This window comes from Nocardioides bruguierae (assembly GCF_023656415.1).
GTDB lineage: Bacteria > Actinomycetota > Actinomycetes > Propionibacteriales > Nocardioidaceae > Nocardioides > Nocardioides bruguierae.
Genome location: NZ_JAMOIL010000001.1, coordinates 85,231 through 111,667, shown reverse-complemented (window position 1 = coordinate 111,667; position 26,437 = coordinate 85,231). Strand labels below are relative to the sequence as shown.

The following is a 26,437-nucleotide window of genomic DNA, read 5'->3' as shown; positions in this document are numbered from 1 at the left end:
TTGTAAACGCAGCTGGTCGACGCATGCAACGCCCGTCCGACGTGCTGCTCTGATGACACTGCACCGGAGGGAAATCGCAATGAAGCGCATGTCGACAGCACTGGCGGTGGCTGCGGTCGCCGCCACGATGCTCAGCGGGTGTGGCGACAGCAGCGGAGGCGCGACCAGCGCCAAGGCCAGCTGCACCAACGAGATCGTCGAGGCCGACGCGCCCCAGGTCACGGTCTGGGCCTGGTACCCGGCGTTCGAGCAGGTCGTGGACCTGTACAACGAGACCCACTCCGACGTGCAGGTCTGCTGGACCAACGCGGGCCAGGGCAACGACGAGTACACCAAGTTCTCCACCGCGATCGAGGCGGGCAAGGGCGCCCCCGACGTCATCATGCTCGAGTCCGAGGTCATCACGAGCTTCGCGATCCGCGAGGCCCTCGTCGACCTCACCGAGTTCGGCGCCGACGAGGTCGAGGGCGACTACACCGAGGGCGCGTGGCGCGACGTCAGCAGCGGATCGGCCGTGTACGCCATCCCTGTCGACGGTGGCCCGATGGGCATGCTCTACCGCAAGGACATCTTCGAGAAGTACGACGTCGCCGTCCCGACCACCTGGGCCGAGTTCGCCGACGCAGCCCGCCAGCTGAAGAAGGCCGGCTTCCCGGGGACGATCGCCGACTTCCCCACGAACGGCCGCGCCTTCGTCCAGGCGCTGTTCGCCCAGAAGGGCGCCTCCCCGTACGAGTACGACCTCCAGACCCCGCAGGACGTCACCATCGGCCTCGCCGACGACGGTTCCAAGGAGGTCCTGGAGTACTGGGACGAGCTGGCCCAGGAAGGCGTCGTGGCCACGGACGAGGCGTTCACGCCGGACTACAACACCAAGCTGGTCGACGGCACCTACGCCGCCTACCTCGCCGCGGCCTGGGGCCCCGGCTACCTGAACGGGCTCTCGGGCGCCGACGCCAAGGCCGAGTGGCGCGCCGCGCCGCTCCCCCAGTGGGACGCCTCCGACCCGGTGCAGGTCAACTGGGGCGGCTCCGCGTTCGCCGTCACCAGCCAGGCCTCCGACCAGGAGCTCTCGGCACAGGTGGCCACGGAGATCTTCGGCACCATGGACGCCTGGAAGATCGGCATCGAGGAGGGCGCTCTCTTCCCGCTCTGGCGGCCCGTGCTCGAGTCCGACTACTACCGCGACCTCGAGTACCCGTTCTTCGGTGGGCAGAAGATCAACGCCGACGTCTTCCTCGACGCCGCGGCCGGCTACGAGGGCTTCACGTTCAGCCCCTTCCAGAACTTCTCCTACGACAAGCTCACCGAGCAGCTGACCGCCGTCAACCAGGGCGAGACCGACCCCGCGACGGCCCTGGACGACCTCCAGGACCAGGTCGTCTCCTACGCGCAGGAGCAGGGGTTCACCGTCACCGAGAAGTAGGCCGGCCGGTGGCGCCCGCGCCCGACCCCGAAAGCGACACCGGAAACGACACCGGAAACGGCACCGGGGCGGGCGCCACGCCCGGCCAGCACGCTTCACGCCGTCCTCGACAGGAGCACACATGAGCTCGCGCACCGCCTCCCCGCCCTCGGTCGCCGAGGCACCGGGGCCCTCGGTCCTCACGCGACGCCGCCAACGCACCGGGTGGCTCTTCATCGCGCCTTTCGCCCTGGTGTTCACCACCTTCCTGGTGGTGCCGCTCGGCTACGCGTTCTGGCTGAGCCTGCACACCAAGAGCCTCGCCTTCGGCACCCGCTTCAGCGGCTTGGAGAACTACACCAAGGCGTTCACGGACCCCGCGTTCCTCGAGGGCGTGCGGCGGGTGCTGGCCTTCGCGCTGGTGATGGTCCCCCTCCAGCTCGGCATCGCGCTCGTCGTGGCACTGGTCCTCGACAGCCTCACCACCAGGCTCGCGGCGGTGAGCCGGCTCCTGGTCTTCGTGCCCTACGCGGTGCCTGCCGTGATCGGCGCGATGATGTGGGGCTTCCTCTACAGCCCCGACTTCGGGCCCTTCACCCAGCTCAGCGAGCTCCTCGGCCTGCCTGCACCGGACCTGCTGGACCACGGCTCGATCTTCTCCTCGCTGGTGAACATCGTGACCTGGCAGTGGGTGGGCTACTACATGGTGATCATCTACTCCGCGCTGCAGGGCATCGACCAGGAGATCTACGAGGCGGCGCAGCTGGACGGCGCCAACGGCCTGCAGACCGCCCTGCGGGTCAAGGTCCCGATGATCGCCTCGACGATGGTGCTGATCACCGTCTTCTCCCTGATCGGCACGCTCCAGTTCTTCAACGAGCCCACGATCCTCCAGGCCGTGGCGCCCGGGGCGATCACGCCGGACTACACGCCGAACATGTACGCCTACGCGCAGGCCTTCTCCTACTCGGCCTTCAACTACGCCTCGGCGATCTCGTTCTCCCTCGGCCTGGTGACCTTCCTCGGCTCCTACGTCTTCCTCTTCCTCACTCGCAAGCGGAACGGACTCTCATGACGACCACCACCTCGGACGGCGTCGCGACCACCAGACCCGCCGGACAGCAGCCCGACCCGGCGCACGGCCCCGGCACGGCCACCCGGCCACGAGGACGTAGGGCCGCGCTGCGCCCGGGCTCGCACCTGTTCCTCGTCCTCACCGCCGCGTACTTCATGCTGCCCGTCTGGTGGCTGGTCGTCGCGGCCACCAAGTCCAACACCGCGCTGTTCGACGGTGCGCACGGATCGATGTGGTTCGACGACGACGTCTCCTTCGTCGACAACCTCGTGCAGCTCAGCACCCGCAGCGACGGGATCTTTTGGCGCTGGATGGGCAACTCGCTCTTCTACGCGGTCACCAGCGGGGTCGGCGCCACGGTGCTGGCGGTGCTGGCCGGCTACGGCTTCGCCGTGTACCGGTTCCGCGGACGCAACCTGGCCTTCTCGATCCTGCTCGGGGCGGTGATGGTGCCGCCGACGGCGCTGGTCATCCCCACGTTCGTGATGCTCGCGAACGCCGGCCTGACCGACACCCGCTGGGCCGTCGTCCTGCCCTCGCTGCTCAACCCGCTCGGCGTTTACCTGATGCGTGTCTACATCCAGGACTCCATCCCGCCCGAGCTGCTGGAGGCGGCACGCGTGGACGGGGCGGGCGAGCTGCGCATCTTCGCGCGGGTCGTCCTGCCCCTCCTGCGACCGGCCGTGGTGACCGTCCTGCTGCTCACGATGGTCGCCGCGTGGAACAACTACTTCCTGCCGCTGGCGATGCTCAACGACCCGGACCTGCTGCCGATCACCGTGGGCCTCGGCCAGTGGCAGCGGCTCTCGTCGGTGGGCTCCGGCGGCGAGCAGGTCTGGAACCTCGTCGTCACCGGCGCGCTCGTCTCCGTGGTGCCGCTCGTCGTGGCCTTCCTGTGCCTCCAGCGGTACTGGCGCGGCGGCCTGACCATGGGCGGCGTCAAGTAGGCCACCGGCGGCCGCTCAGCCACCCCTCCTCCCCCGGTCGTCCCCGACCTCCTGCCCTCGGGCGCCGGCGCACGTCGCGCCGGGCGCTCCCTGCTGACCCAGAAGGACTTCCCATGCACTCCGCACGCCTCACGATCGACCCCCGCTTCCGTGTCGGCTCCATCGATCGCCGCGTCTTCGGCTCGTTCGTCGAGCACCTCGGCCGCTGCGTCTACGACGGCATCTACGAACCCACCCATCCCACCGCCGACGAGGAGGGCTTCCGCACCGACGTGCTGGACCTGGTCCGCGAGCTCGGGGTCAGCACCGTGCGCTACCCCGGCGGCAACTTCGTCTCGGGCTTCCGCTGGGAGGACTCGGTGGGCCCGCGGGAGGAGCGCCCCCGCCGGCTGGACCTCGCCTGGCACTCCACCGAGACCAACGAGGTGGGCCTGCACGAGTTCGCCCGATGGCTCGAGCGCGCCAGCTCCGAGCTGATGCTCGCGGTGAACCTCGGCACCCGGGGCACCCAGGAGGCGCTCGACCTCCTCGAGTACTGCAACGTCACCTCCGGCACCGCGCTGAGCGACCTGCGCGGCGAGCACGGCAGCAAGCAGGCCTTCGGGGTGCGCATGTGGTGCCTGGGCAACGAGATGGACGGCCCCTGGCAGCTCGGGCACCGCAGCGCCGACGACTACGGCAAGCTGGCGTCCCAGACCGCGAAGGCCATGCGCCAGCTGGACCCCGAGGTCGAGCTCGTGGTCTGCGGCTCCTCCAGCGCCGCCATGCCGACGTTCGGCGAGTGGGAGCGCGTCGTCCTGGAGCACACCTACGAGGACGTCGACTACATCTCCTGCCACGCCTACTACGAGGAACGCGACGGTGACCTGGCCTCGTTCCTCGCCTCCTCGGTCGACATGGACCGGTTCATCCGCACCGTGGCCGCGACCGCCGACCACGTGAAGGCCCTCACCCGCAGCGAGAAGACCCTCGCCATCAGCTTCGACGAGTGGAACGTCTGGTACCTCGACCACTTCCGCAGCGTCGAGCAGATCACGGGGATCGACACCTGGCCGGTCGCCCCGCGCCTGCTGGAGAACGTCTACACCGTGGCCGACGCCGTCGTGGTGGGCAGCCTCATGATGAGCCTGCTCCGGCACGCCGACCGGGTCCGGGCCGCCAGCCTGGCCCAGCTGGTCAACGTCATCGCCCCGATCATGACGGAGCCGGGTGGGCCCGTGTGGCGCCAGACCACCTACTTCCCGTTCGCCCTCACCTCCCGCCTCGCGCGGGGCGTGGCGCTCCAGGTGCCGGTGGAGACGACCCGGCACCGGACGGCCACCTACGGCGAGGTCGACACGGTCGACGCCCTGGCCACCCACGACGCCGAGACCGGCCAGGGCGCCGTCTTCCTCGTCAACCGCAGCACCACCGAGTCCTGCAGCGTCGAGGTCGACGTGCGTTCCCTCGGCGCCGTCGCCGTGCTCGAGGCCCACCAGCTCCACGACGCGGACCCGCACGCCCGCAACACCCTCGAGCAGCCGGAGCGGGTGACGACGGCGGCCCCCCGCGTGGTCGACCTCGTCGACGGGGTCCTGACCGTCGAGCTGCCGCCGGTCTCGTGGACGGCGGTCTCGCTGGGCTGAGCACACCCGGCCAGAACGCGACGAGGGCCGCCCACCGTGCTGGTGGGCGGCCCTCGTCGTGCGTGCCGGGTGCTGCTGGTCAGTCCAGGTAGTCGCGCACTGTGGTGGGCTGAGCGCTGTTGGGTCACGGCTGACAAACGAGCAGTTCAGGAGCGGTGTGGCCTGCAATATCCTGGAATGAAAGGGGACACATGCCCACCGAGCAGGAGTGCATCGACGCCGCCGGTGCCGTGCTCGCGACGTCGGATCAGGCGATCGCGCAGATGACCCCGCGGGAGCAGGCGGAGGCCGCCTGGACGCCGACGGTGCGACTGAGCGTCGACGAGCTCGAGGACCTCATCCGCCACGGCCGGGGCCTGGCCCCGGTCCATCACGACGTCCAGGGCTTGGCTGCGCTGCTCGAGCGCACCGGACGGTCCTGAGACAACGCCGGAGCCCCCGGCACACCTCTCACAGCAACACCAGGGGCTCACGAACACCACACATCGTCCCACGACCGCACCCGACAGGAGGCGAGGCGCAGCGAAGCCCGTCGTGACGACGGCGACCCGAGAAAACAAGAGGCCCCGAAGCGGTGGTGCAACACCGTCGGGGCCGGTGATCCGACCTGTGAGGAACGAACCATGAACGATTCTACGACTTCGCGCGCCCTCGTGACGAGCGATTCGCCCTGCTCGACCTTCTCGTGGTGCGAGCTCGGTGCCGAGGAGCACCAGCTGCACGTCGGCGGCTCGGACGTCGAGGAGATCCCCGGCATGCGCACCGCGCTGCGCAGCTGGGACGACGGCCCCGCCTGGGTGGAGCTCGAGGCCGCGCCGTCGACCTCGGTGCACCGCCTCAGCCTCCACGAGGCCGACCTGCTGCGCCGGCACATGACGCAACTGCTGCGCGACGCCGGCCATGCCTCGGAGGAGGCCGGGCTGTAGCCACACCCACCGACGCCCCGACCACCAGCCGCGGTGGTCGGGGCGTCGTGCTGCTCAGTCCTTGCGGTGCGCCAGGTCGATCAGCGCCTCGATGGTGGCATGGAACTCCTCGTGGTCCTGCTCGCGTGTGGCCGCGACGAGCGCGCCGCACTCCTTGCACGTGGTGGTGTCGGTCATGGCCTCGACCGTAGCGACGAGCACCGACACCACCGCTCAGGCGTCCGGGGCCTCGGGGTCCAGGTCGTCCCACTCCGCCGAGAACACGTTGGGGATCGGCTCCCGGCGGAGGGCTGCACGAGCTGCCAGGAGGGCGTACTTCGTCGCGGCCTCGGGCGACCGCCGCTTCTGCAGCCCAGGCGTGTACATCTCCAGCAGAAGGTTGATCAACATCGTGCTCGCCGCGACCACCCCCATGCGCACGATCACGGATGACCCGGGCCGGCGGTCGTACAGCGCCAGGAGCTGCTCGCCCTGCTCCGAGAACAGGTCGTCCTCGCCGCCATCGGGATGGTCACGCAGCTGTGCGGCCATGCTGTCCTCGAGCAGGTCCAGGAACTCCTCCCCCAGGAAACCGTCCTTCTCGCCCTCCCCCAGGTACGCCCCCGATGCCTGCGCGTTGAGCATGAAAGTCAGCGACTCAGGCCCCATGTCTGGCGATCGGTGCAGCAGCAGTGCGAGCGACGCCATCGTGGTGACGATGTGGCCGGGGTCCATCTCCTCCGCGACGAGGTTCGCCACCTCTGCGAGCGCGTCATGGTCCTGCTTGTGCAGGGCGGTGATGGCTGCCGCGCACAGCGCCATCTCCTGGTCGATCTGGGCATCGTCCTCGTCGTACTCGGGGTCCTGCTCGTTCATGCGTGCTCCTGCCTCCGGTGGGTCCGTCGGACCGGAGACTGCCACGCCGCTCCGACAGTCGCGGGATGTCTTCCACAGGCCCCCACCACCAAGGCCCGGCGTCGCTGAGCAGGCCCTTGCCAACGCCAGCCCGGCTGATAGGTTGCGTGAGTCGTGAGCATTCAGAACGCATCAGGACAGACCTACGACGAGTGGCCGGCTGGGCTTCTCCCTACCGATCAGGTCCACCTCGTCCTGAGAGGCACGAGCCAATCGGCCTGCGGTCTCAGCGCCACCACCTTCGCGGCGGCACCGCGGGCGGGTTGCTGGTCAGCAGGACCGCGGTGCGCGCCGTGTGCCACCGCCGCGCGCGTGTGATGGTCAGCGGCTGCGGGCCCAGCGTCGGCGCTCGGCCGCGTTGACGCAGGCCCTGCAGCGCCACCGCTGGGCGTCGCCGCTGCCGGTCAGGTAGCCGTGCTCGGACCGGGCGTGGCCGGCGCGGCACTGGACCTCGCCGTCGGCGCGAACCGTGGACCGTGGGGCTGGAGCTTCGGCGTCGAACCATGCCGCGACGGCCTTGGCCCGGGCCTTGCGCACACGTTCGTAGAAGGCCTTGTCGTTGATGCCCAGCGCGGCGGCTGCGGCTCGGCCGGAGCCGTGAGCTGCCAGAGCTGCGATCGCCTCGTACTCGGTGTCGGTGAGCAGGCCCAGGACCTGCGGGAGCGCCATGCGCTCGACGAGGGTGTCGGTGAAGTCCGCGAACGGCACCATGACCGGCAGCCAGTACTTGTGGAACGCCGGCCGCACCTCGCCGGTGTCGGCGTTCACGCCGTGGTTCTGGTGATGGGCGCGGATCTCGGCGGCGACGGCGGCGACGGCGCTGTTCATCAGGTCGTGGAAGTGGGGACAGTCCTCGCTGCCGTAGAGATGCTCGACCACGCCGTGCCAGGCAGCCTCGTGCCCGTCCTCGAGAGTGAGGACGGGCGCTCGAAGCCGGTGGGCGGCTGACCAGGCGATCCGCTCGACGTCGTCCATCGTGTAGTCGTGCACGAGGGTGGCGGTTGCGGCCACGGATGCTGCGCGCGTCATCAGAAGCCCCTCCGGGTGCCGGCCATGCGCACGCCCCGCACGAGGGAGTGGTTCAGCCGTTCGGCGAACACGTCGCCGGACTTCACGACCGCGGCCCCCATGGTGCGGACCGTCTCCCGGTCGCGTTGGCGCTGTTCCCGGGTGAAGTCCTTCACCACCTCGATGAGCTGGGCGAGCAGGTCCTCGGCGTCCGGGGCGCTCCTGCTGGAGCGGCTGGTGCTGACCCTGCGGCCGCTCGAGCCGGCGCCGACCTCGGCGATGTCGCCGCGGCGCTTCCTGCTGCCGGTGGTGAGGCGGCTGTCGGCCCTCGCACCCTTGGTGAAGGCGGTGAGGTCCTTGACCGACGGCAGGCCCTTGATCAGCCCGCGGACGTCGGCGAGGAGCTGGTTGGTCTTGTCGAGCTTCGGGCCGTACCGCTCGGTGGCCACCTGGTTGCCGAGCCCGCCGGCGAGCTGGCCGACCTGGCGGGAGAGCCGCGCGGCGGTGCGAGCGCCCTTGCGGCTGCCCTTGGCCATGTCGATGATCAGGGCCCCGTTGCCGGAGGCGAACAGCTGGGACAAGAACTCGGGGTTGATGCCCCAGCTGGTGAGCTTGCGCCACGCGGCGCGGATGTGGCGCAGGCTGCCGATGGCGTCGCGGGACTGGCGGATGAACTCCCCGGCGCTCCCGGCCTGGAACAGGTCCGGGGTGAAGGCGTCGGCGACGCTGGTCGAGAGCGAGTCGAACTTGGAGCTCAGGCTGTCGACGATGCCGGCGATGCGGTCGCGCTCGGTCTCCAGGGCGTCGCGGACCTTGGTGATGGCCTCGGGGACCCTGGTGGTGATGCGACCCAGCACGGTCTCGAGGTTGGGCAGCTGGTCGCTGATCCCGTCGATGAGGCCCTGCATGATCATCTGGCCGGCCGGGGTGAGCAGGTTGCGGTCCTTGTCCGCGGGGCCCTTCCAGTCGGGGATGAGGTCTGTGACCTGGTTCAGGTAGCCGCGCAGGTCGTCGACCTTGCTGGTGATCCCGTCGATGAGACCCTGGATCAGGTCCGTGCCGGCCTGCTCGAGCAGGGAGCCGAGGCTGCCCAGGGCGCTGGTGATCTTGCCCGGCAGGCCGCGGACCAGGCCGACGGCACCGCTGATGCCGGAGGTCACGGCGCTCTTGATGCCGTCCCAGGCCTTGGAGACCACGAGCTTCAGCGCGGTCCAGGCAGCGGAGGTCAGCGTGCGGATGACGTTCCAGGCCTGGCTGATGATGCCCTTCACGACGCCGACGGCGCCGGAGACGATCATCTTGATGCCGTCCCACAGGCCGGACCAGTCGCCCTTGAGCGCCGAGGACACGACCTTGAAGACGCCCTGGATGATCTTGAAGACGCCCTTGATGACGTTCACGACGTTCGTCAGCGTCGTCGTGATGAAGCGCAGGATCGTGCCGCCGAAGTTCTGCCAGATCGCCTTGATGGCCCCGGTGACCGCCTTGATGACGGACTGGATGATGGACAGCGCCGAGCGGACGATCGACTGAATGGACTGCCAGATTGCCTGCAGCTGGGGCCGCATCTCCTGGAACTTGCCGACGACCGCGGCCACGATCTGCTGGACGATCGGGGTCACGGTGGCGATCAGGCTCTGGAAGGCCGCGCCGATGGCCTGCACCCCGTTGCGGAAGGTCTCGGAGTGCTTGTAGGCGTAGGCGAACCCGGCGCCCAGCGCAGCGATCGCGAGGACGGTCAGGGTGATGGGGGACGTGGCGACGGCGACCGCGCCCATAGCGAGGGCCAGCACTCCAGCTGCGGCGGCCGCGATGCCCAGGGCGATGCCCGCGCCCTTGATGAGGTCGGGGTTCGAGCGGAACCAGTCGGCCACCGGCTGCAGCCGCTGAGCGAGCTGGTCCGCGGCCTCCTTGATCCGGTCGAAGACGGGCGCCAGCTTGTCGCGCATGGCGGCGCCGAACTTCTCCACCGCGGGGACGACCGTGGTGTTCACGTAGGAGAACGCCTGGGTGAGGACCGGCAGCAGCGCGGAGCCGATCTTGGCCTTGACGTTCTCGAACTGGGCGCCCAGGACCTGCTGCTGGTGGGCGAGGGTGTCGGACTCCTTGGCGAACGCGCCCTGGGTCTTGGCGGTCTTGGAGAAGATCAGGTCCAGGCGGGCCTGCATCTCGGCCTGCTTGGCCGCCGCGCCGGTGAGCTCGTCCTGGCCGAGAGCGGCGAGGCGGGCGTTGACGTCGGCCTGCTTGATCGAGACGCCGTAGCGCTCGATCGGGTCGGTCTCGCCGCGCAGTGCCGAGGAGACGGCCTCGACGGCTTCGCGGGTAGTGCCGCCGAAGGTCGCGGCCATGTCGGCGGCCCGCTTGTTCAGGTCGGCCGTCAGCGAGCTGGCCTCCTTGATGGAGACCCCGGCGCCGGTCAGCGAGGCCCCCACGACGTTGGACAGCTCGCGGTACTCGTTGGCCGAGATGCCCACCGCGGTGGCGGCCTCGTTGCTGCGCTTGACGACGCTGCGGGCGTACTTGCCGAACACGGTCTCGGTCGCGCCGAGGGACTGCTGGGCGTCGGAGGCCGACTTCACCGAGTCGGCGGCGAACTTCAGCGCCGCGGCGCCCGCGACCGCGGTGCCGGCGGCCACGGCAAGGCCGAGCGCCTTGCCGGCCTTCCCCACGCGCACGCCCATCCCGCCGGCGTTGGCCGAGACCGACGCGAACGCGCGGTTGGCGTTGGACCCGTCGGCGAGGATGCTGATCCGGATCGGCCCGGCCATCACTCACCACCCCTTCTTCTTCGCGTCGAGGGCTGCCTCGACGAACTGGTCACGTTCCAGGCGGGAGAGCTGGTGCCACAGCTCGGGCTGCTGCCCGGTCTGGTAGCACCACGCCCCGATCTCGTAGGCCCTCAGGCGGGCAGCGCGGAGTCTTTTCCCGAGGCGGTCTCGGGGGCGTCGGGGTCGAGCTCGAGCTCGTCGGGCAGGTACATCGACGAGACCTCACGGAAGGACAGCCCCTGGGCGGCCTTGAACGCGTCAAGGTCCTTCATCTCGTTGCGGCGGAACTGCACGAAGGCCAGGGCGCGCATCGCGCGGATGCCGCGGGCCTCGCCGTCGGTGTAGATGTCGAAGCCGTTGAAGTGCTTCTCGATGGCGAGCTCGTCGAAGCCGGTCAGCGACTGGATCATCTCGTCGACGGTCACCTGCGGCTCCGGCGCACCGGTGGACACGCCGGCGGGCCCGGGGGTGGTGGTCGTGGCGGGGTTCGTGGTCATCGGAAGTGCTTCTCCTGGATCTTGGTGTTGATCTCGTCCTCGAGCAGCTGCACGGCGGTGGGCTGCATCTGCTCGTCGGCGCGCTGCATGAACAGCGACGGCTCGATCCCGCGCTTGGGCCAGCCGTAGTTGATGGGTCCCGCGTAGGGGACGGTGGCGCGGCCGGCGGTGATCACGGCCTTGGACTTCGCGCGGTTGCCGCGCACGTCGCCGGCGAGGCGGCCGGAGCGTCGAGGGGCGAGCTGGGAGGCGACCTCGGAGCCCTTGGCGGCGAGCTTGGCGAAGGCGTCCTTGAGGTCGTCGACGTCCAGGCCCATCTGCTGCAGGCCGCGGACGACGTCGCGCAGGCCCTCGACCCGGAAGCCGCTCCGGTTCACCATGGCCTGGTCCCGTCGATGCGCTCGGGCTTGGCGAGGAAGGCCCAGTCGAACTCGAAGGTGAACCGGCCCCCGAGAGCGGGGTCGGCCGGGCCACCGACGAGGACGCCGGGTGCGGCGTCGATCTGCAGCGTGCCGAGGAACCAGGGCTGTTCCTCGGTGGGGACGGCCCCGCCTGCGGGGCGGATGTCTGCCTCGACGGTGCCTGCCGTCGCCTCCCAGGCCAGGGCCCACAGCGAGTCGGCCGCCATGTCCTGGGCGGCGACACCGCGCAGGCGGAAGGTGAGGGTGTCGCCGAAGAGTGTCCGGCCGGCGGTGTCGGCCTCGACGGCCTCGATCCGACAGTCCGAGACGTCGGCGGTGCGCTCGAGGCCGTCGACGCGGAGCGTCAGCGAGCGGGTTCCCAGGTGCACGGCCGACTCCGGATCTCGTGGGCGGCGGTCAGGCCGTGACGCGGACCGGCTTGGCGGCGTAGGTCCACTCGGCGTCGAAGGTGAACCGGGCGCTGGTCGAGGCGTTGGCCTCGCCGCCCAGCAGGTCGCCGTCGGGCTCGGTGATGACCACATTGCCGGTGAAGTGCGGGGTGGCCTCGCTGGCCGTGGTGCCGCCGGCGGGCTTGACCACGACGGGGACGGTCGAGCCGGCCTGAGACCACAGCAGGTCCCACAGCGAGCCCGTCGCGGGGTCCTGCACGGCGGTGAAGGCCAGCTTGTACTCCCGCTTGCCGCCGTTCGCGGCGTCCTCGAAGGAGACGAAGTCGGAGTCGGCCGGCGCGCCGGTGATGCGCACGTTGGATGCCTGCGCGGTGTAGTCCTCGCCGTCGACGGTGATGGTCAACAGGCGGGTGCCGAGTGCGGTCATGAGGGGTCCTGCTCTCTGTGTCCGTTGATGAAGGCGACCGGCAGGACGCCGATGCCGTCGAGCTGAAGTCGCTGGAGGGCCACGCTGGTCACGCTGAGCGCCGGCGCGATCGCGGCCCTGAGCGCCGGGAGCTTCTGCTCGAGGTAGCGCTCTGCGTCGGCCGGGGACTGCGGAAGGACCAGGACGACGTTCCAGTGGGCCACGCCCCCGAAGGGGTTGGGGTAATCGATCCGCTCCAGGCGTGGGTAGAGGGTGCCGGCGGCGGTGGCCTGCACGACGTAGGGGTGGGGCCGGATACCGGCGACCGTGGCGGCACGCGTGACCAGGTCCTCGCGGAAGCTCATCCGACCACGACCTTGCGGTAGGGGCCCTCGAGCCGGCGGACCTCGGGGCCGGTGCTGCCCAGCCGGGTGGCGCCGACCTCGTCGATCTGCACGCCCAGCGGCAGGTTGCTCATCGCCACCGCGCGCTGCACGCGGCGCACGAGCGCTGCGGCCAGCGCGGGGGTGTAGGTGGCGACGCGGCAGCGGCGGGCCTGGTCGGCCACCTCGCCGGCGTAGAACTGCTCCACCTCGACCAGGTCGCAGCCGGAGAGGTTGGCGACCTCCTGCGCAGTCGGGACGGGCACGGCCTCGAGCGCCCCCTGGTCGATGCTCACGCGACCTCGACGGGCTCGCCGTCGATGGTGAACGTGCCGGGCTCGTCGAGGACGAACCCGCCGCGGACCAGGATGTGCGTGACGCCGCCGGGGCGGATCACGATGCCCCCGGGCTTGAGCTGCACGTGGTCGCCGACGCGACGGCTCGGCTTCGCCCGGCGCGCCGTGGACGTCGTGGACGTCGTGCTCTTGCCGGTCTCCGGTGCCTGGTCGTCAGCCATCGTCGCTCCCTCGGGTGGGCCGGGTCTTGCTGCTGGTCTTGCTGGCCTTGGTGCTGGACACGAAGCTCGACTCCTGGGCCGGGTCGTGCAGCTCGAAGCGGCCGTCGGCGGGCCGGACGTTGCCGTGCTCGTCGTGGCCCCGCTTGCCGCGGCGCTCCTCGGCGGAGGGCCGACGCCGCCCCGCCGAGGAGGTGCTCTTGCCGGCCATCAGGCGTCCGCGGTGGTGTAGTCGATCGGCTTGACGTCGGAGTCGCGCAGGATCGCGGTGGCCGAGTAGCCCCAGATGGCCATGTCCACGGACTTGACCTGGTACTCGAAGACGAACTTGCGCGGCGCCGAGGCCCAGGCCCACACCGAGGCGGGCACGAAGCTGTAGGACTTCTTGTCGTTGCCGGTGCCCAGCGCCCAGGCGGCGCGGATGGTCTGGGTGCCCAGCTGGACGCGGTCGAAGCCGCCGGAGACGCTGCCCTGCGCGTTGGTGGGGCCCAGGACGGGCAGCAGCTTGCGGCCCGCGGTGTCGGAGGCGGCGACCAGCGCGGGGAACAGGTTGCCGTCGGAGACGAAGCCGGTGAACCGGTTGCCGCCGCGGACGAACTGCAGGCCGGCGAAGTAGCCGGTGAGCGCGTCGACGAGGGCGGCGTCGGTGGCGCCGGCGAGGTTGAGCTCGGCGGTCGCGACGGCGGCCAGCGCGGTGGCGATCTTGGCCTCGATGGCCTCGTACCAGGCGTTGAGCATCTCGCCCCAGATGATCTGGTCGGCCTGCGGCGAGCCGCCCTGGTCGAGGACCTCGCGGTTGATCTCGATCTTGCCGGAGGTGGCACCCGGGGTGATGGTCTGCACGGTGGCCGAGAACGAGCCAGGCGTGGGCTCGGTGCCCTGGGTGTGCGCGCCGACCAGGCCGGTGGCGGCGGCGAACTTCGGGACCGTGAACGGCGTCTGGTCCTCGATCGACCCGGTCGAGACCGAGTCCCACAGCGGGCGGGAGTACTGGAGGTTCGGCACGTACAGGTCGGGGCGGGTCTTGGTGGGGTTGAGCGAGGAGACGTTGCCGGTGGTGACCGCGAACCGCTCGAACTCCTCACCGAAGGTCTCCAGTCGCTGACGGGCCTCCCCGTCGCCCTGCTGCGCGGCGCGCATGTCGGCCACGAAGGAGTGCTCGGCGCGGGTGCCGTCGAAGCGGTACGGGGAGGGCTCCTCGACCTCGAAGCCGGCGCTGTGGCCGGCCGAGACCTGCTCGCGGCCGCCGCCGAAGTCGGAGAAGCCCTGGAACATGGCCTTGCGGATCTCGGTGGCCAGGCCCTCGAACCGCGGAGCCTCGCCGCCCTGGCCGGCCCCCTGGCCGCTGCCCTGACCGGGCTGGCCGGCGTTCTCGAAGGTGCCGGTGCGGGCGTCGTCGAAGGACGGCGCCGGGGTGAGGCTGATCTCCATCAGCGGCACGTCGACGGCGAACTGGACGCCGCCCTGGTCGCGGAACCGGCCGCCGCGTCCGAGCCCGATCGAGAGGCCGTCCAGGACGCCGTCCTCGGCCAGCTGCAGCGCCCGGTCGCCCTCGGCGCCGCGGGCCACCTGGAACTCGGCGTACAGGCCGTCGGCGCGGTCCTCCAGGCGCGTGGCGAAGCCGATGGCCTGGTTCTTGTCGTGCTGGACCCAGAGCTTGACGCGCTTGGTCTCGGCGAACTTGAGGCTGCCCTGGGTGAACTGGAACCTCTGGCCGTTGCTGATCCCGGTCTTGCCGTAGGGCACGGCCAGGCCGCGGATCACGCGGCGCTCGGCGTCGACGGAGAAGGACTCGGCCGCCGGCGGCGCGTCGAGGACGACGGCCGGGCCGGAGTCGAAGGTGATGGTCAGCGGCTCGGTGGCCGACATGCTGGGGGTCACGGTGGTCTCCTGTGCTGGTGCGGATCCGCTGGTGGATCCGGGGACGGTGGTGGTGGGGGCCGGCTTCCCCTCGAGGGCGCGAACCTCGCCCTGGTCTTGGATGGCGCCGACCTCGAGGCCGGCCTTGTACGCCTGGTAGCGGGCCAGCGGGTCGGTGCGCAGGAACGCGTCGAGGTCGTAGCGCACCGTCGAGCCGCGGGGCGTGACGTCGCCCATGGACAGCCGGTCCTCGATCGCGGCCCGGTAGCCGCCGAGGGTGAAGTCCAGGAACGCCTTGCGGCGGTCGAACTGGTTGGCGTAGGTGCGGCTGGTCGTGCTGACGCCCAGCTCCTCGGGGTCCACGCCGGCCACCCGGGCGATCTCCAGGACCGCGTGCTGCCGCTGGGCGGCCAGCTCGAGCTGCTCGGGGTTGAACGTCGAGGCGTGGTAGCTGACCCCGGCCGGCACCCACGCGGTCGAGCGGGCCTGTCGGGCCTGGTGCCACGGGTCCAGGAGCAGCTCGCGGACCTCGTCCTCGGAGTCGAAGGGGTCGGTGTTGTCGGCGGCGGAGAAGTAGTCGCCGGGGGGCGCCCCGTCGGCGTACCGCTGCGCGGCCCGGTCCAGGAGCAGGCACTGCCGGATCGCGCGGGCGCCGGCCGTCAGGAGCGGGTCGTTGGGCGAGTCGAACCGGATGAGCTCGCCGTCCTTCGGCCACTCATCGGCCGTGCCCCGGTGCCCGTCGAGGGTGACGTGCACGCGGCCGTCCTTCTGGACGTCGACGCTGCGGGGGTCCAGCCGCCGCACCTGGGCGGGGAAGCCACGCCAGTCGAAGGCGGTGACCTTCCACCAGGCGATGCCCTCGAACAGCAGGTCCTCGATGGTGCGGGTCATCGTCACCGACCGCGGGACGTCACGCTCAGGCTGGTGCAGCCACGAGGTCGGCTCGACCCGCAGGTCCGAGCGGACCACCTGCAGCGGCAGCGAGCCCAGGGACCCGGCGATGAGGTCGCGGGACCGCTTCACCGCGGCCACCTGGATGGCCTCCCGCCGGCCCACCCGGGCGACCGCGGTCACGGGGGCGGCGTAGCTGGTCAGCCCGTACGCCTCGGGCGGCACCGACTCGGCGTCGACCGCGAAGGCCGGCGCCGAGTCAGCCTGCTCCATCGCCATCTGGACCAACGGGTCCATGCGACCCCGCAGCAACGACCTGACCAATCCCACGGACCCCAGCGTGTGCGGGCGCGCCGACGCTGGGGCCCCGGTTGGAGGTTCCTGCCCACCCCGTGGTGAGGAACCTGCCAACCCCGCCAACTCAACCGGGGGCTCAGCTGCCCGGATCAGGGGTGCGCGAGAGCACGCGCGGCTTCCCCGAGCGCACCAGCCGGGCGTCGCGGATGGCCCACACCGCGGCCTTCACCGCGTCGGCGCGGCCTGTGGAGACCACCCGCGGCCCGTCCACGCCCGGCGCCGTGCGCAGCTCGACGAGCTGGCCGGCCAGGTGCTCCCCGCCGTCGTGGCGGACCACGTCCTCGGCCAGCAGCCGCTGCAGCTCCTGCACCGCCGAGATGACCCGGCCCTCACCCGGGCGCGTCCGCACCCGCGAGGTCCGCACCGCCGGGTCCTCCAGCAGCGAGGACCCACACGTCACCCGGCCCCGGAACCCCGACGCCCGCACCGCGGCCAACGCGGTCCCCAGGTCGGCGAAGTCGGCCACCCCGACCGACACCACGCCAGCCGGCAGCCGCCACGCCAGCGCCACCGAGACCCCGTCCTCGAACCAGGACTCCACCGCCGCGGCCACCGGCGCCGGACGCGGCTCGCTCAGCTCGACGGCCAGCTCGGCCCACGCGGGCGCGTCGATCAGCGGGTCGCCCTTCGCTTTCTTCGGTCGCGGCGCCAGGTCCCACCGGTTCAGGTACTGGTGCGCCCACGACCCCACCGGGTCCGGGTCGTCCAGAGTCGGCTCCGCCTCGCGCGCCTCCACCAGCTTTGCCGCGATCTGGTCACGACGCTCCGGCGACCAGTGCGCTGAGGCCGCCCGCCACGTCGACTCCGCGAAGATGTCCGCCGCCGGCTCGACGCCCCACAGCAGCAGCAACGTCCGCAGATCATCGAACGCCAACGCCGCCGAGATCCGCCGGGGCATCAACGCCGTCGCGCGACGGTGCGCCGTGCTCGTCGTCACCACCTGCGCCGACTCCCGCTCCAGCGCCGCAGGCTCGAGGTCCTCGGAGATCCGCACCGGCTCGATGTCCCAGCACTCATCGGCCAGCCCCAGGTGCACGTCGAAGCTGTACGCCGTCGTCTTCGCCAGCCACCGGGCCCCGTTCGGGTGGGTCACCGACCGGTTGTTGTTGTTCCGCGAGACCGCCCAGCCCTGCGCCTCGCACCACGGCCACGCCCGCTCCTGCACCTCGCGGACGACGTCGAGCTTGTTGCCGAAGTGGATCACCGTCTGCCCCGGCTCGAACAGCTCCACGCCGCGCTGCATCCGCCACAGCGCCAGGGACCGCAGCCGCTCCGACTTCCCGATGCGCCGAGTCCCGGACTCCACCACGTTGAACCACACCAGCCGGCCCGCCGCGTCGTGCTCGAGCTGGCGCACCATGGCCAGCTGCTGCCACCACCGCAGCCGGATGCCCCGCGCCTTCTCGACCCACGCGATCGCCGGCGGCTCGAGCACGAACGGCACGCCCGCCCACCCGTGGGTGCACCCCTCGGCCGCGTAGGAGCACACCGCGCGCGGGTGCACCTCGGTCATCGCCAACGGCGGGGACGCGTTGTCCGGGACCACCAGGTACGGCGCGAGCCACTCAGGCGCCGTGCGGACGTGGTGAGCCCACTTCAGCCGCGCCGGCACCGTCCACTGGCCATCTTCGGCGCCAGAGGGAGAGACGGGCAGGGGCGGGGCCTGCCCGGCGGTCGTCGTGGCGGGGAAAACGCCGAGAAGTGCGTCTCTCGCGCCCTCGGCTCGTGCCTTCTCGATCACCGCGGCCTGCGCGCTGCGGTCCGAGCAGGAGCGATGCTCGGGCTGCCAGTTGCTCGGCTCGAGCGCGAGGTCCGGGCGCAGCGCTCGGCTGATCTTGTGGCCCACGACCCACGGCTCGGTGCCGTCCACGGTGCGTGGGCAGCGTCCGCACTGCATCGGCAGCCACGTCGCCACCACCGCCCGGGCGCGGGTGACCACGCGCCCCGACCACGAGGCCCCGGCTCTCACGCCAGCTCCTGGTGCTCGGCGTCGCACGCGCTGGTCGCACAGCCGGCGAGCACCAGACAGCCCGCGTGCGAGCTCTCGGCCAGCAGACCCCGGGCCTTGGCCAGCCGGATCGCACGGCTGACCTCGTGGGCGTCCACGGCCAGGAGCCGGCGCAGGTCACCGGGGTAGGCACGAGCGTGCCCGTTCTCGTCGGCGTGCGCGGCGGCCCAGTACGCCAGGCGCAGCCAGTTCGGCAGCCGCCGGTTCCTGGCCTGCTGCATCGCGTGCCGCACAGGAAGCAGCGTCCTCACGAGACACCACCTCGCGCGGTACCGCCGATCTGGGCGCACCCTCGCTTGTGAGGCAGCGCCGCTCCGAGGGGGTGTCCGCAAGTGCACAGGGTCGCCGGAAGTTCTGGCTCCTGACCCCGTCCAAGCTCTTCGGTGCTCGAACTACTGCCCACCCCCACCCCGTCCCTATAGACGGGGTTGGACGGGGTGGTGGAACCGATGCCGGGCAGCAGTGTGGACGGGGTTGGACGGGGTCCCGACGGGTAGTGCTCCGTCTTCTTCCCTGGACCACCCGGCTTGGCGACCACGAGCAGCTGTTCGGTGGCCGACTTGAGGGCGGAACTGACGTCGCGATCCCTGAAGCTGAGGCTGGTGGCGCGCAACGCGGTCAGCACGTCGTTGACCCCGGCGCCCGGGTTGTCGTGCACGGCGGTGACGACTGCGGGCACCAGGGCGGTGACGTGGTCGGTGCGCACCGTTTGCCGGCGCGACCCGCTACCGGTCAGCGACATCGTCCGCGTCTGCTCGTCGAACTCCATGCGGTCCTCGGGGACGTCGACGTCGCGGCCGATGGCCCGGAAGTAGGTGGCCCCCTCCTTGTCCCGGGTCAGCGTGATGATGCTGTCGGGCCAGTCCTCGAGCGCGGAGGAGCCCCGCGTGCGCTCACCCTCCCACCCAGCGTGCGCGGTCAGGACGACGTCGGAGACCCCGGCCTGACCGCGCGCGAAGAGGTCGAGCCGGACCAGCCACGCACCGACCTCGGCGGAGTCGTTCTGGCTTGCGCCGGAGAATGCGCGGCCGAAGGGGTCGACGATGAGCGTCTCCACCTCGAGCTCACGCAGCAGCTCGGCGAGCTCGGCGCGGTCCTCGTCGTTGTCCAGCGGGTTGCGGCGACCGCGCAGGTTGACCAGCACCAGGCGGTCGCGCGGGATCTGCGGCTCGAGCTCGGAGGCCCATCGCGCCAGCTGGGCCGCGCTCACCTCGTAGTTCAGGAACGCGACACGACCGGCGACCGGCCGCACCGGGAAGCGGCCCAGGAACGCCCCGCCCAGGATGAGCGCGCGGGCCAGGTTGAGTGCCAGCGTGGTCTTGCCGGTCTTGCGCATGGCCACGATCAGCGTGCTGGCCTCGGAGGGGATCAGGCCCTCGACCCGCTCGGGCGGTTCGGCCGGCCGTGCGAGCACATCGGCCAGCAGCCCGGCGTCGAAGCCGTCCTCGGCGCTGGTCCGGGCTTCGACGTCGAGCCGACGACGAGCCTCGCGGAACACGCGCTGCCGCAGCAGCTCGCCGACGAGCGCGTCGAGCGCCTCGGAGTTGGCCTCGTCGTCCCAGTCGAAGGGCTGCTTCACGCACCCCACCTCCCGGTCCGCGTGTCGTAGCGCGTCCAACGGTCGGTGCGGGGGTTCAGCAGCTCGTGGATCCAGCGAGCCACCACGCGACGCTTCAGGGTGCGGTCCCAGCGCTCCAGTGCGCAGGGGTTGTACTCGTCGTCGCGCGAGCAGTCCAGGCAACGCTCGCAGTTGCGGCAGACCCGGCCGGACTTCCCGCACAGGCCGCAGGCCTCGCAGTGGCCGGCCAGGCACTCGGTCTCGCACTCCGACCCGGGGTACCGGGCCCAGAACGACCGCGTGGTGATCTCACGACACACCATGCAGCCCTCCGCGTCGACGTAGGCCTCGGCGAGCTCCGAGAGCACCTCCCACAGCGGATCGTCGCGGTGGACGGGCGGCTCGTAGGCCTCGGGCTCCAGATACCGGAAGGCGCCGGCGGCGCAGCTGGGGCAGCCGTGCAGCGGACACGCCCACCGATCGTCGTGCCCGCCGGGGTAGTGGCACAGGCCGGGCGCGGTGCTCATGCGAGTCACTGGCTGCTCCCCTCCCCCGCGGCCCGGAGCCAGCGCCGCAGCGCGGGCGCGTGCACCGCGTCGAAGCCGTGCCCGCGCTCGATGCGGTGCAGGGTGCGGAAGGGCATCCCGATCTGCTCTGCGGCCGCGCGCAGCGTCAGGCCCCGCTCAGCCCGCGCCTGGCGCACGGCGACGGCCAAAGGCCCGTGCGCGCCCAGACGCGTGCCGTCCTCGGTGCTCCTGTCCATGATCAGGCCACCCCGCCCTCGGTGCCCCCACGGGACCGTCGTGCCTGGGCGGAGAGCTGCGCGAGCCGCTGGAAGTGCGCCTTGCGCAGGTGGGCAGCGCGCTGGGGGTCGCCGTCGGCCTGGTCGAGGAACTTCTGGTCGAGGGCAGCGCGGGCGGGCGCCGTCCTGGCCGTGCGGTTGGTGGTGTTCGCCCACGAGGTGTGGGCGCCGATCTTCCCGAACGCCGAGAGCGTCGGGTCAGGGGCCCGGTCGGGGGCCTGGTCGGATGTCTTGCCGGGCATGTGGAGCCTCCACAGGTCGAGTCCTGTGGTGCGGCTCCGTGATCGTGGTCCAACCCGGCCGGACCGTCACGCGATGCACCTCGTTGCCTCCTGACACATGTGGCTTCCCCTCGCTCAGCGGGCCCGGGTCAAGCCCTGCGAGGTGTGGTTGAAACGCTATTCGGGCGCGCCGACGCTGTGGCCTCCCACGCTCAAAGTTCTCCGAGATTCAGCCGACGGGCCTCGTCGGCCGCACGGGCCGCCGCCTGCGCCTTGGTGTAGCGCATCAGCATGTCTGGGCGGGTCCAGCCGGCCACGGCCATGAGGCCGGACTCCGAGCCGCCGGCCGAGAGCCAGCGGTGGGCCGCGGTGTGGCGCAGCTTGTGCGGGTGGAACCCCTCGATGCCGGCCGCCTTCGCCCGCTCGGCCAGCGTCTTGTGCAACGCGTCGTAGGAGAACCGCTTGCCCCGGTCCCCCAGCCACAGCAGCGAGGTCTCGGCCAGCCGGTGACCTCGGCGCAGTCGCAGGTACCGGTCGAGCGCCAGGCCGGCGTCGGGCCCGAACGGGACCACGCGCCCCTTGCCGCCCTTGCCTCGCTGCACGGTGACGGTTCCGGTGGTCAGGTCCACGTCCTCGACGTCCAGCGCGACGACCTCGCCGGCGCGCATCCCGGTCTCGAGCATGAGCCGCAGCATCGCCTCGTCGCGGCGGTGCCTCAGAGCGACGCGCGGCTCGGCGCCCTTGGGCGGCTGGCAGGCCTTGAGCAGCGCGCGCAGCTGGTCGTCGGTGAGAGGCTCGATGACCCGCTCGTCGAGCTTGGGCGCCTTGACCCCGACGAACGGGTCCGCCGGCAGCTCGCCCTCCTCGGCCAGCCAGGCCGAGAACCGGCGGACAGCCAGCTGCCGTGATCGGGCCGTGGACGCGGCCGAACCAGCGTCGAGCAGGCCGGAGACCCACAGGTTGAGCGTGGAGCGCTGCATCGGCGGGAGGGCGTTGGCCTCGCAGTAGTCGAGGAACATCCGCACGCCGTCGCCGTAGACCTTGAGCGTCTGCGGCGACTTCCGCTCAGCGCGCAGGGAGAGGTTCCAGGAGTTGGCGAGCAGGCGCGCCTCAGCGGGGTCCATAGGCCCCACCGTAGATGAATATCTGGACTAAGAGCGCTATTGCCGGGTACCGTACGCAAGCGAAAGGCCCCGAAACCGTCTCTGACGTGCAGAAACAGTCCCGGGGCCCTCGGCGTGTCAGTCCAGGTAGTCGCGCAGGACCTGCGACCGGCTGGGGTGCCGCAGCTTCGACATCGTCTTGGACTCGATCTGGCGGATGCGCTCACGCGTCACGCCGTAGACCTTGCCGATCTCGTCGAGGGTCTTGGGCTGGCCGTCGGTCAGGCCGAAGCGCATCGAGACCACGCCGGCCTCGCGCTCGGAGAGCGTGTCGAGGACCGCGTGCAGCTGCTCCTGGAGCAGCGTGAACGACACGGCGTCCGCCGGGACGATCGCCTCGGAGTCCTCGATGAGGTCACCGAACTCCGAGTCGCCGTCCTCACCGAGGGGCGTGTGCAGCGAGATGGGCTCGCGGCCGTACTTCTGGACCTCGATGACCTTCTCGGGGGTCATGTCGAGCTCGGTGGCCAGCTCCTCCGGGGTGGGCTCGCGACCCAGGTCCTGGAGCATCTGGCGCTGCACGCGGGCGAGCTTGTTGATGACCTCGACCATGTGCACCGGGATGCGGATGGTGCGGGCCTGGTCGGCCATCGCGCGGGTGATGGCCTGACGGATCCACCACGTCGCGTAGGTCGAGAACTTGTAGCCCTTGGTGTAGTCGAACTTCTCGACCGCACGGATCAGGCCCAGGTTGCCCTCCTGGATGAGGTCCAGGAAGAGCATGCCGCGGCCGGTGTAGCGCTTGGCCAGCGAGACCACGAGGCGGAGGTTCGCCTCGAGGAGGTGGTTCTTGGCCCGGCGACCGTCGTCGGCGATCCACTCGAGCTCCTCGAGCAGGTCGGCCTTGATGCGGCCGCCCTTGGCGAGCTTCTCGTCCGCGAAGAGGCCGGCCTCGATCCGCTTGGCGAGCTCGACCTCCATCTCGGCGTTGAGCAGCGGGACCTTGCCGATCTGCTTGAGGTAGTCCTTCACCGGGTCGGCGGTGGCACCCGCGACGGTGACGGTCTGCTCCGGCTCGCCGGCGTCGTCCGAGGCGGAGACGACGAACGAGGCCTCCTTTTCGTCCTCCTTGATGGAGGGGTCCGCGGCGACGTCCTTCTCGAACTGCTCGTCGGAGACGTCCGGGAGGATCTTCTTGCCGTCGGGGCCGACCTGGGCGGCCTGCTGCTGGGCGACCTCGGCGACGGTGGGCTCGGCGCCCTTGCCGGCCTCGGCCGCGGTGGTCGCCGAGGCGGCCTTCTTCGCGGCGGGCTTCGCGGCGGTCGTCTTCGCGGCCGTGGTCTTCTTCGCGGCGGCCTTCTTGGCGGGGGCCTTGGAGGTCGCGGCGACAGCGCGGGTGGCACCGGCCGTGTCGATCTGCACGGTGATCCCCAGGCCCGACAGGTGCGCCAGCAGGGACTTGAGGTGGCGCGGCTCGACGGCCGCGTCCTCACTGGCCTGGCGGAGGTCGGCAGGGGTGACCACCCCACTGGGGGTACCCCGCTCGATGAGCTCCACGACTGCCGGGTGCTCCAGCACCTCGGCGGGGACCTTACGTGCGTTCGAAGTCACGAACACCTCTCGTGAACTGGCGTAGGGGCGCGGCAAAGCCCGGACTCGTCAAGCACCGCAGCGACCATTCTGCCACGCGCCTCCCAACACACCAGCATCCAGCCCCGGAAACGGGGGTGTCCCAGCAGGTGGGCGGCCCGGCCTCGGTCTCAGCAGTGTCCTGGCGGACGTTCAGGCTCCGTTCAGCCTACGTGGACGTGGGGACGACGGGCACGGTCGGGCTCGGCGCGTCGCAGGACCTCGCGGGTCACCGGGGCCACCTCACCGGCGCCGAAGAAGACGAAGCGGAGGAACTGACCCACCGGGTTGCCCTCGGTCCACTCGAAGTAGATGTGCGGCACCTTGCCGGTCAGGTCGCGCGCGGCCAGGGTCAGCGCGGCCAGGGCGTTGGGCACCGAGGACGCCTCGACCCGCAGCACGCGCCACTGTCCGTGCAGCACCTCGCCGCGCACCCGGAGGCTGCCCGCGAAGTCGGAGGGGTCGATGACCGTGACCTCGACGAACACCACGTCCCCCTCGTCGCGCAGGTCGTTGTCCCGCACCACCTGGCGGGTCTTGTCCTCGTACTCGACCGCGTCGCGGGTGCCGGGCTCGTTGGCCACGAGCCGGATGGCGCGCCGGGCGGTGTCACGCAGGAACTTCTCGGCCTTGGCGTCCAGCTCGACCTCGGTGACGCGCAGCTCGAACGCGCGTCGCACGCGCGAGTAGGCGGAGACCGCGATGATCAGCCCGATGAAGACGCCGGCGATCTTCACGCCGTCGGGGCGCTCCACCACGTTGCTGGCCGTGGTGTAGGCGAAGACCGCCGCCACGAGGCCGAAGCCGAGGGTGCGCCACGACTGGCGGGCGTGCCGGGCGGCCAGCGTCACGGCGACGGCGCCCGAGGTCATCAGCACGAGGACGCCGGTGGCGTAGGCGCCGCCCTGCGCGTCCACGTCCGCGTCGAAGAGCCAGGTGACGATCGCGGCGATGGCCAGCAGCACCAAGACGAGCGGGCGGACGGCCCGGGCCCAGTCCGGCGCCATCCCGTAGCGCGGCAGGTAGCGCGGGATCAGGTTGAGCAGCCCGGCCATCGCCGAGGCGCCGGCGAACCAGAGGATGGCGATGGTCGCCATGTCGTAGACGGTGCCCGGGCCGTCGCCCAGGTAGTGGTGCGCCAGGTAGGCGATCGCGCGACCGTTGGCCTCTCCCCCGGGCTCCAGCTCCGCGTGCGGGACCAGCAGCGTGACGACCACGTTGGACGTCAGCAGGTAGCCGCTCATGATCAGCGCGGCCGTCGTCAGCAGCTTGCGGGCGCCACGGATGCGGCCGGTGGGTCGCTGCTCGGTGTCGGCCTCGTCCCCGCGGATCTGCGGCATCACCGCGACGCCGGTCTCGAAGCCGCTCATGCCGAGCGCCAGCTGCGGGAAGACGAGCGCCGAGATGCCGAGCATCGTCCAGATGTCACCGTGTCGCGCGGTCAGCAGGTTGCCCCACTCCAGCACCAGGTCCGGGTGCGTGGCCACGTCCACGAGCCCCACGGTGATCACGACCGCGTTGATGCCCAGGAACGCCAGCACCAGCACCACCGCGACCCCGATGGCCTCGGAGAAGCCGCGCAGGAACACGACCCCCAGGGCCGCGATGAAGACCAGCGTGATGAGCACGGGGTGCTCGTCCCACGAGGCCGGCACGTGCGGGTTCTCCACCACGTGCGCCGTCGCGTCGGCGGCCGACAGCGTGATGGTGATGAGGAAGTCGGTGGCCGCGAAGCCCAGCAGGACCAGGACAAACGCCTTGCCCTTCCAGAACGACAGCAGCCGCTCCAGCATCGCGATGGAGCCCTCGCCGTGCGGCGACTCCTGGGCCACGCGACGGTAGACGGGCAGGGCGCCGAACAGCGTCAGCGCCACCAGCACCAGCGTCGCCAGGGGCGAGAGCAGCCCGGCGGCGAGCACCGCGATGCCCGGCTGGTAGGCGATCGTGGAGAAGTAGTCGACGCCGGTGAGGCAGACGACCCGGTACCAGGGGTGCCGCGTGTGCTCGGGCCGCGGGCGGCCGTGCGGTGCCTGGTGCGGCACCCGGTCCTCGAGGTCGGCCAGCATCCAGTCGCCGACCCGCTGCCCCAGGGTGGCCCCCTGCCGTTCGGCGCTGCCGCCGTCCACGAGGGTGGGGGCGGACGAGGCGGGGCTCGCGCCCGGCTCGGCGGGACCAGTGCTCATGCGCGCAAGAGTCCTCCCCCGCGGCCCCGTCCGCCAATCTGTGCACCGGCGGGCGGGGCGGGGCTCACCTCACCCCTGGGACCTAGCAGCCTTGGCAGCCGCCTTCATCTCCTTCTTGGACTCCCCCGCGTTGGCTTCCGTTGACCGTTTGCGGAGGTCAGGGGCTGACCAGCACAAACAGGAACATCGACCGTTGGTAGCCGTTGGTCAGGATTGGCCGTCCTGCGGACTGTCCGCGGACTCTCCAAGCCGACCGGACTCGACGGCCCACTGCCGAACATCGGCCCCCAGCCAGATGAGGCCGGCCGAGAGTCGGGCGGTCGGCTTCGGGAAGTCGGATCGCTGCGCGAGCTGGTGGACGCGCTGGCGAGTCACCCCGAGCAACTCGGCCACTTCGGCCAGGCCCATGAGTTCGTCCGCCACATGCCGCACCGTAGACCCTTGACAGTCGTCAAGTTCGAAGGTGAAGAATGACAACCCTGTCAGCCCGTCTATGACGACGGGCAGCGCTGAATCTGGGGAGGTGAGCGCCTAGACGCTCCGCGCCATCACACAGGCCGGCCCGC

Annotated in this window: 29 protein-coding genes; 6 read left to right on the top strand and 23 right to left on the bottom strand. The window is 71.1% G+C overall.

The window, feature by feature from the left end; translation table 11 throughout:
• Nucleotides 1–88: 88 nt before the first annotated feature.
• The 6 genes from M8330_RS00595 (at nucleotide 89) to M8330_RS00570 (ending at nucleotide 5,978) form a co-directional block, all read left to right on the top strand.
• On the top strand, nucleotides 89–1,426 hold the full coding sequence (locus M8330_RS00595; protein ID WP_250825757.1) for an ABC transporter substrate-binding protein: 1,338 nt from the start codon (nucleotides 89–91) through the stop codon (nucleotides 1,424–1,426).
• Between the two features lie 121 nt (nucleotides 1,427–1,547).
• Nucleotides 1,548–2,480: a carbohydrate ABC transporter permease gene (locus M8330_RS00590; RefSeq protein WP_250825756.1), complete on the top strand. Its 933-nt coding sequence runs from the start codon at nucleotides 1,548–1,550 to the stop codon at nucleotides 2,478–2,480.
• Nucleotides 2,477–3,427: a carbohydrate ABC transporter permease gene (locus M8330_RS00585; protein WP_250825755.1), complete on the top strand. Its 951-nt coding sequence runs from the start codon at nucleotides 2,477–2,479 to the stop codon at nucleotides 3,425–3,427. The genes M8330_RS00590 and M8330_RS00585 overlap by 4 nt, the downstream gene beginning before the upstream one ends.
• A gap of 113 nt (nucleotides 3,428–3,540) precedes the next feature.
• A complete protein-coding gene (arfA, locus tag M8330_RS00580; protein ID WP_250825754.1) occupies nucleotides 3,541–5,052 on the top strand; it encodes an arabinosylfuranosidase ArfA in 1,512 nt (503 codons plus the stop codon).
• A gap of 191 nt (nucleotides 5,053–5,243) precedes the next feature.
• Nucleotides 5,244–5,474: a hypothetical protein gene (locus M8330_RS00575; protein ID WP_250825753.1), complete on the top strand. Its 231-nt coding sequence runs from the start codon at nucleotides 5,244–5,246 to the stop codon at nucleotides 5,472–5,474.
• Between the two features lie 231 nt (nucleotides 5,475–5,705).
• Nucleotides 5,706–5,978, top strand: coding sequence for a hypothetical protein (locus tag M8330_RS00570; protein ID WP_250825752.1), 273 nt, complete (start codon nucleotides 5,706–5,708; stop codon nucleotides 5,976–5,978).
• Between the two features lie 54 nt (nucleotides 5,979–6,032).
• Here M8330_RS00570 and M8330_RS21700 read toward each other — a convergent pair whose 3' ends face one another.
• From M8330_RS21700 to M8330_RS00460, 23 genes are all read right to left on the bottom strand, one after another.
• Nucleotides 6,033–6,155: a hypothetical protein gene (locus tag M8330_RS21700; RefSeq protein ID WP_284704045.1), complete on the bottom strand. Its 123-nt coding sequence runs from the start codon at nucleotides 6,153–6,155 to the stop codon at nucleotides 6,033–6,035.
• 36 nt (nucleotides 6,156–6,191) lie between these two features.
• Nucleotides 6,192–6,833, bottom strand: a complete 642-nt coding sequence (locus M8330_RS00565; RefSeq protein ID WP_250825751.1) for a hypothetical protein — start codon at nucleotides 6,831–6,833, stop codon at nucleotides 6,192–6,194.
• Nucleotides 6,834–7,193: 360 nt separating this feature from the next.
• Complete coding sequence (locus M8330_RS00560) at nucleotides 7,194–7,901, bottom strand: hypothetical protein (RefSeq protein WP_250825750.1); 708 nt, start codon at nucleotides 7,899–7,901, stop codon at nucleotides 7,194–7,196.
• Nucleotides 7,901–10,648 carry a phage tail protein gene (locus M8330_RS00555; RefSeq protein ID WP_250825749.1) on the bottom strand — a complete coding sequence of 916 codons (2,748 nt, stop codon included), beginning with the start codon at nucleotides 10,646–10,648 and terminating at the stop codon, nucleotides 7,901–7,903. The genes M8330_RS00560 and M8330_RS00555 overlap by 1 nt, the downstream gene beginning before the upstream one ends.
• A gap of 131 nt (nucleotides 10,649–10,779) precedes the next feature.
• Nucleotides 10,780–11,145, bottom strand: coding sequence for a hypothetical protein (locus M8330_RS00550; protein WP_250825748.1), 366 nt, complete (start codon nucleotides 11,143–11,145; stop codon nucleotides 10,780–10,782).
• A complete protein-coding gene (locus M8330_RS00545) occupies nucleotides 11,142–11,525 on the bottom strand; it encodes a hypothetical protein (RefSeq protein WP_250825747.1) in 384 nt (127 codons plus the stop codon). Before M8330_RS00545 ends, M8330_RS00550 begins: the two co-directional genes overlap by 4 nt.
• The gene (locus M8330_RS00540; protein ID WP_250825746.1) at nucleotides 11,519–11,935 is read right to left on the bottom strand and encodes a hypothetical protein; all 417 of its coding nucleotides are present in this window, start codon (nucleotides 11,933–11,935) and stop codon (nucleotides 11,519–11,521) included. The genes M8330_RS00545 and M8330_RS00540 overlap by 7 nt, the downstream gene beginning before the upstream one ends.
• A gap of 28 nt (nucleotides 11,936–11,963) precedes the next feature.
• A complete protein-coding gene (locus M8330_RS00535; RefSeq protein ID WP_250825745.1) occupies nucleotides 11,964–12,383 on the bottom strand; it encodes a hypothetical protein in 420 nt (139 codons plus the stop codon).
• Entirely contained in the window at nucleotides 12,380–12,727 is a 348-nt protein-coding gene (locus M8330_RS00530; RefSeq protein ID WP_250825744.1) for a hypothetical protein, read from the bottom strand. Before M8330_RS00530 ends, M8330_RS00535 begins: the two co-directional genes overlap by 4 nt.
• Nucleotides 12,724–13,041 carry a hypothetical protein gene (locus tag M8330_RS00525; RefSeq protein ID WP_250825743.1) on the bottom strand — a complete coding sequence of 106 codons (318 nt, stop codon included), beginning with the start codon at nucleotides 13,039–13,041 and terminating at the stop codon, nucleotides 12,724–12,726. The genes M8330_RS00530 and M8330_RS00525 overlap by 4 nt, the downstream gene beginning before the upstream one ends.
• The gene (locus M8330_RS00520) at nucleotides 13,038–13,262 is read right to left on the bottom strand and encodes a hypothetical protein (protein ID WP_250825742.1); all 225 of its coding nucleotides are present in this window, start codon (nucleotides 13,260–13,262) and stop codon (nucleotides 13,038–13,040) included. Before M8330_RS00520 ends, M8330_RS00525 begins: the two co-directional genes overlap by 4 nt.
• Entirely contained in the window at nucleotides 13,255–13,470 is a 216-nt protein-coding gene (locus M8330_RS00515) for a hypothetical protein (protein ID WP_250825741.1), read from the bottom strand. The genes M8330_RS00520 and M8330_RS00515 overlap by 8 nt, the downstream gene beginning before the upstream one ends.
• Entirely contained in the window at nucleotides 13,470–16,307 is a 2,838-nt protein-coding gene (locus M8330_RS00510) for a phage portal protein (protein WP_250825740.1), read from the bottom strand. The genes M8330_RS00515 and M8330_RS00510 overlap by 1 nt, the downstream gene beginning before the upstream one ends.
• Nucleotides 16,308–16,443: 136 nt before the next feature.
• Nucleotides 16,444–18,336: a terminase large subunit domain-containing protein gene (locus tag M8330_RS00505; protein WP_250825739.1), complete on the bottom strand. Its 1,893-nt coding sequence runs from the start codon at nucleotides 18,334–18,336 to the stop codon at nucleotides 16,444–16,446.
• Nucleotides 18,333–18,626 (bottom strand): hypothetical protein, encoded by a 294-nt coding sequence (locus M8330_RS00500; protein ID WP_250825738.1) that lies wholly within the window; start codon nucleotides 18,624–18,626, stop codon nucleotides 18,333–18,335. The genes M8330_RS00505 and M8330_RS00500 overlap by 4 nt, the downstream gene beginning before the upstream one ends.
• On the bottom strand, nucleotides 18,623–19,954 hold the full coding sequence (locus M8330_RS00495) for an AAA family ATPase (RefSeq protein ID WP_250825737.1): 1,332 nt from the start codon (nucleotides 19,952–19,954) through the stop codon (nucleotides 18,623–18,625). Before M8330_RS00495 ends, M8330_RS00500 begins: the two co-directional genes overlap by 4 nt.
• The gene (locus M8330_RS00490) at nucleotides 19,951–20,460 is read right to left on the bottom strand and encodes a hypothetical protein (protein WP_250825736.1); all 510 of its coding nucleotides are present in this window, start codon (nucleotides 20,458–20,460) and stop codon (nucleotides 19,951–19,953) included. Before M8330_RS00490 ends, M8330_RS00495 begins: the two co-directional genes overlap by 4 nt.
• Before the next feature lie 5 nt (nucleotides 20,461–20,465).
• Nucleotides 20,466–20,696 carry a helix-turn-helix domain-containing protein gene (locus M8330_RS00485; RefSeq protein WP_250825735.1) on the bottom strand — a complete coding sequence of 77 codons (231 nt, stop codon included), beginning with the start codon at nucleotides 20,694–20,696 and terminating at the stop codon, nucleotides 20,466–20,468.
• Between the two features lie 2 nt (nucleotides 20,697–20,698).
• Nucleotides 20,699–20,977, bottom strand: coding sequence for a hypothetical protein (locus M8330_RS00480; RefSeq protein WP_250825734.1), 279 nt, complete (start codon nucleotides 20,975–20,977; stop codon nucleotides 20,699–20,701).
• Between the two features lie 191 nt (nucleotides 20,978–21,168).
• Entirely contained in the window at nucleotides 21,169–22,080 is a 912-nt protein-coding gene (locus tag M8330_RS00475; RefSeq protein WP_250825733.1) for a tyrosine-type recombinase/integrase, read from the bottom strand.
• Nucleotides 22,081–22,197: 117 nt separating this feature from the next.
• Nucleotides 22,198–23,676, bottom strand: coding sequence for an RNA polymerase sigma factor (locus tag M8330_RS00470; RefSeq protein WP_372490068.1), 1,479 nt, complete (start codon nucleotides 23,674–23,676; stop codon nucleotides 22,198–22,200).
• Between the two features lie 176 nt (nucleotides 23,677–23,852).
• The gene (locus M8330_RS00465) at nucleotides 23,853–25,871 is read right to left on the bottom strand and encodes an APC family permease (RefSeq protein WP_250825732.1); all 2,019 of its coding nucleotides are present in this window, start codon (nucleotides 25,869–25,871) and stop codon (nucleotides 23,853–23,855) included.
• 207 nt (nucleotides 25,872–26,078) lie between these two features.
• A complete protein-coding gene (locus M8330_RS00460; protein ID WP_250825731.1) occupies nucleotides 26,079–26,294 on the bottom strand; it encodes a helix-turn-helix transcriptional regulator in 216 nt (71 codons plus the stop codon).
• Nucleotides 26,295–26,437: the final 143 nt, after the last annotated feature.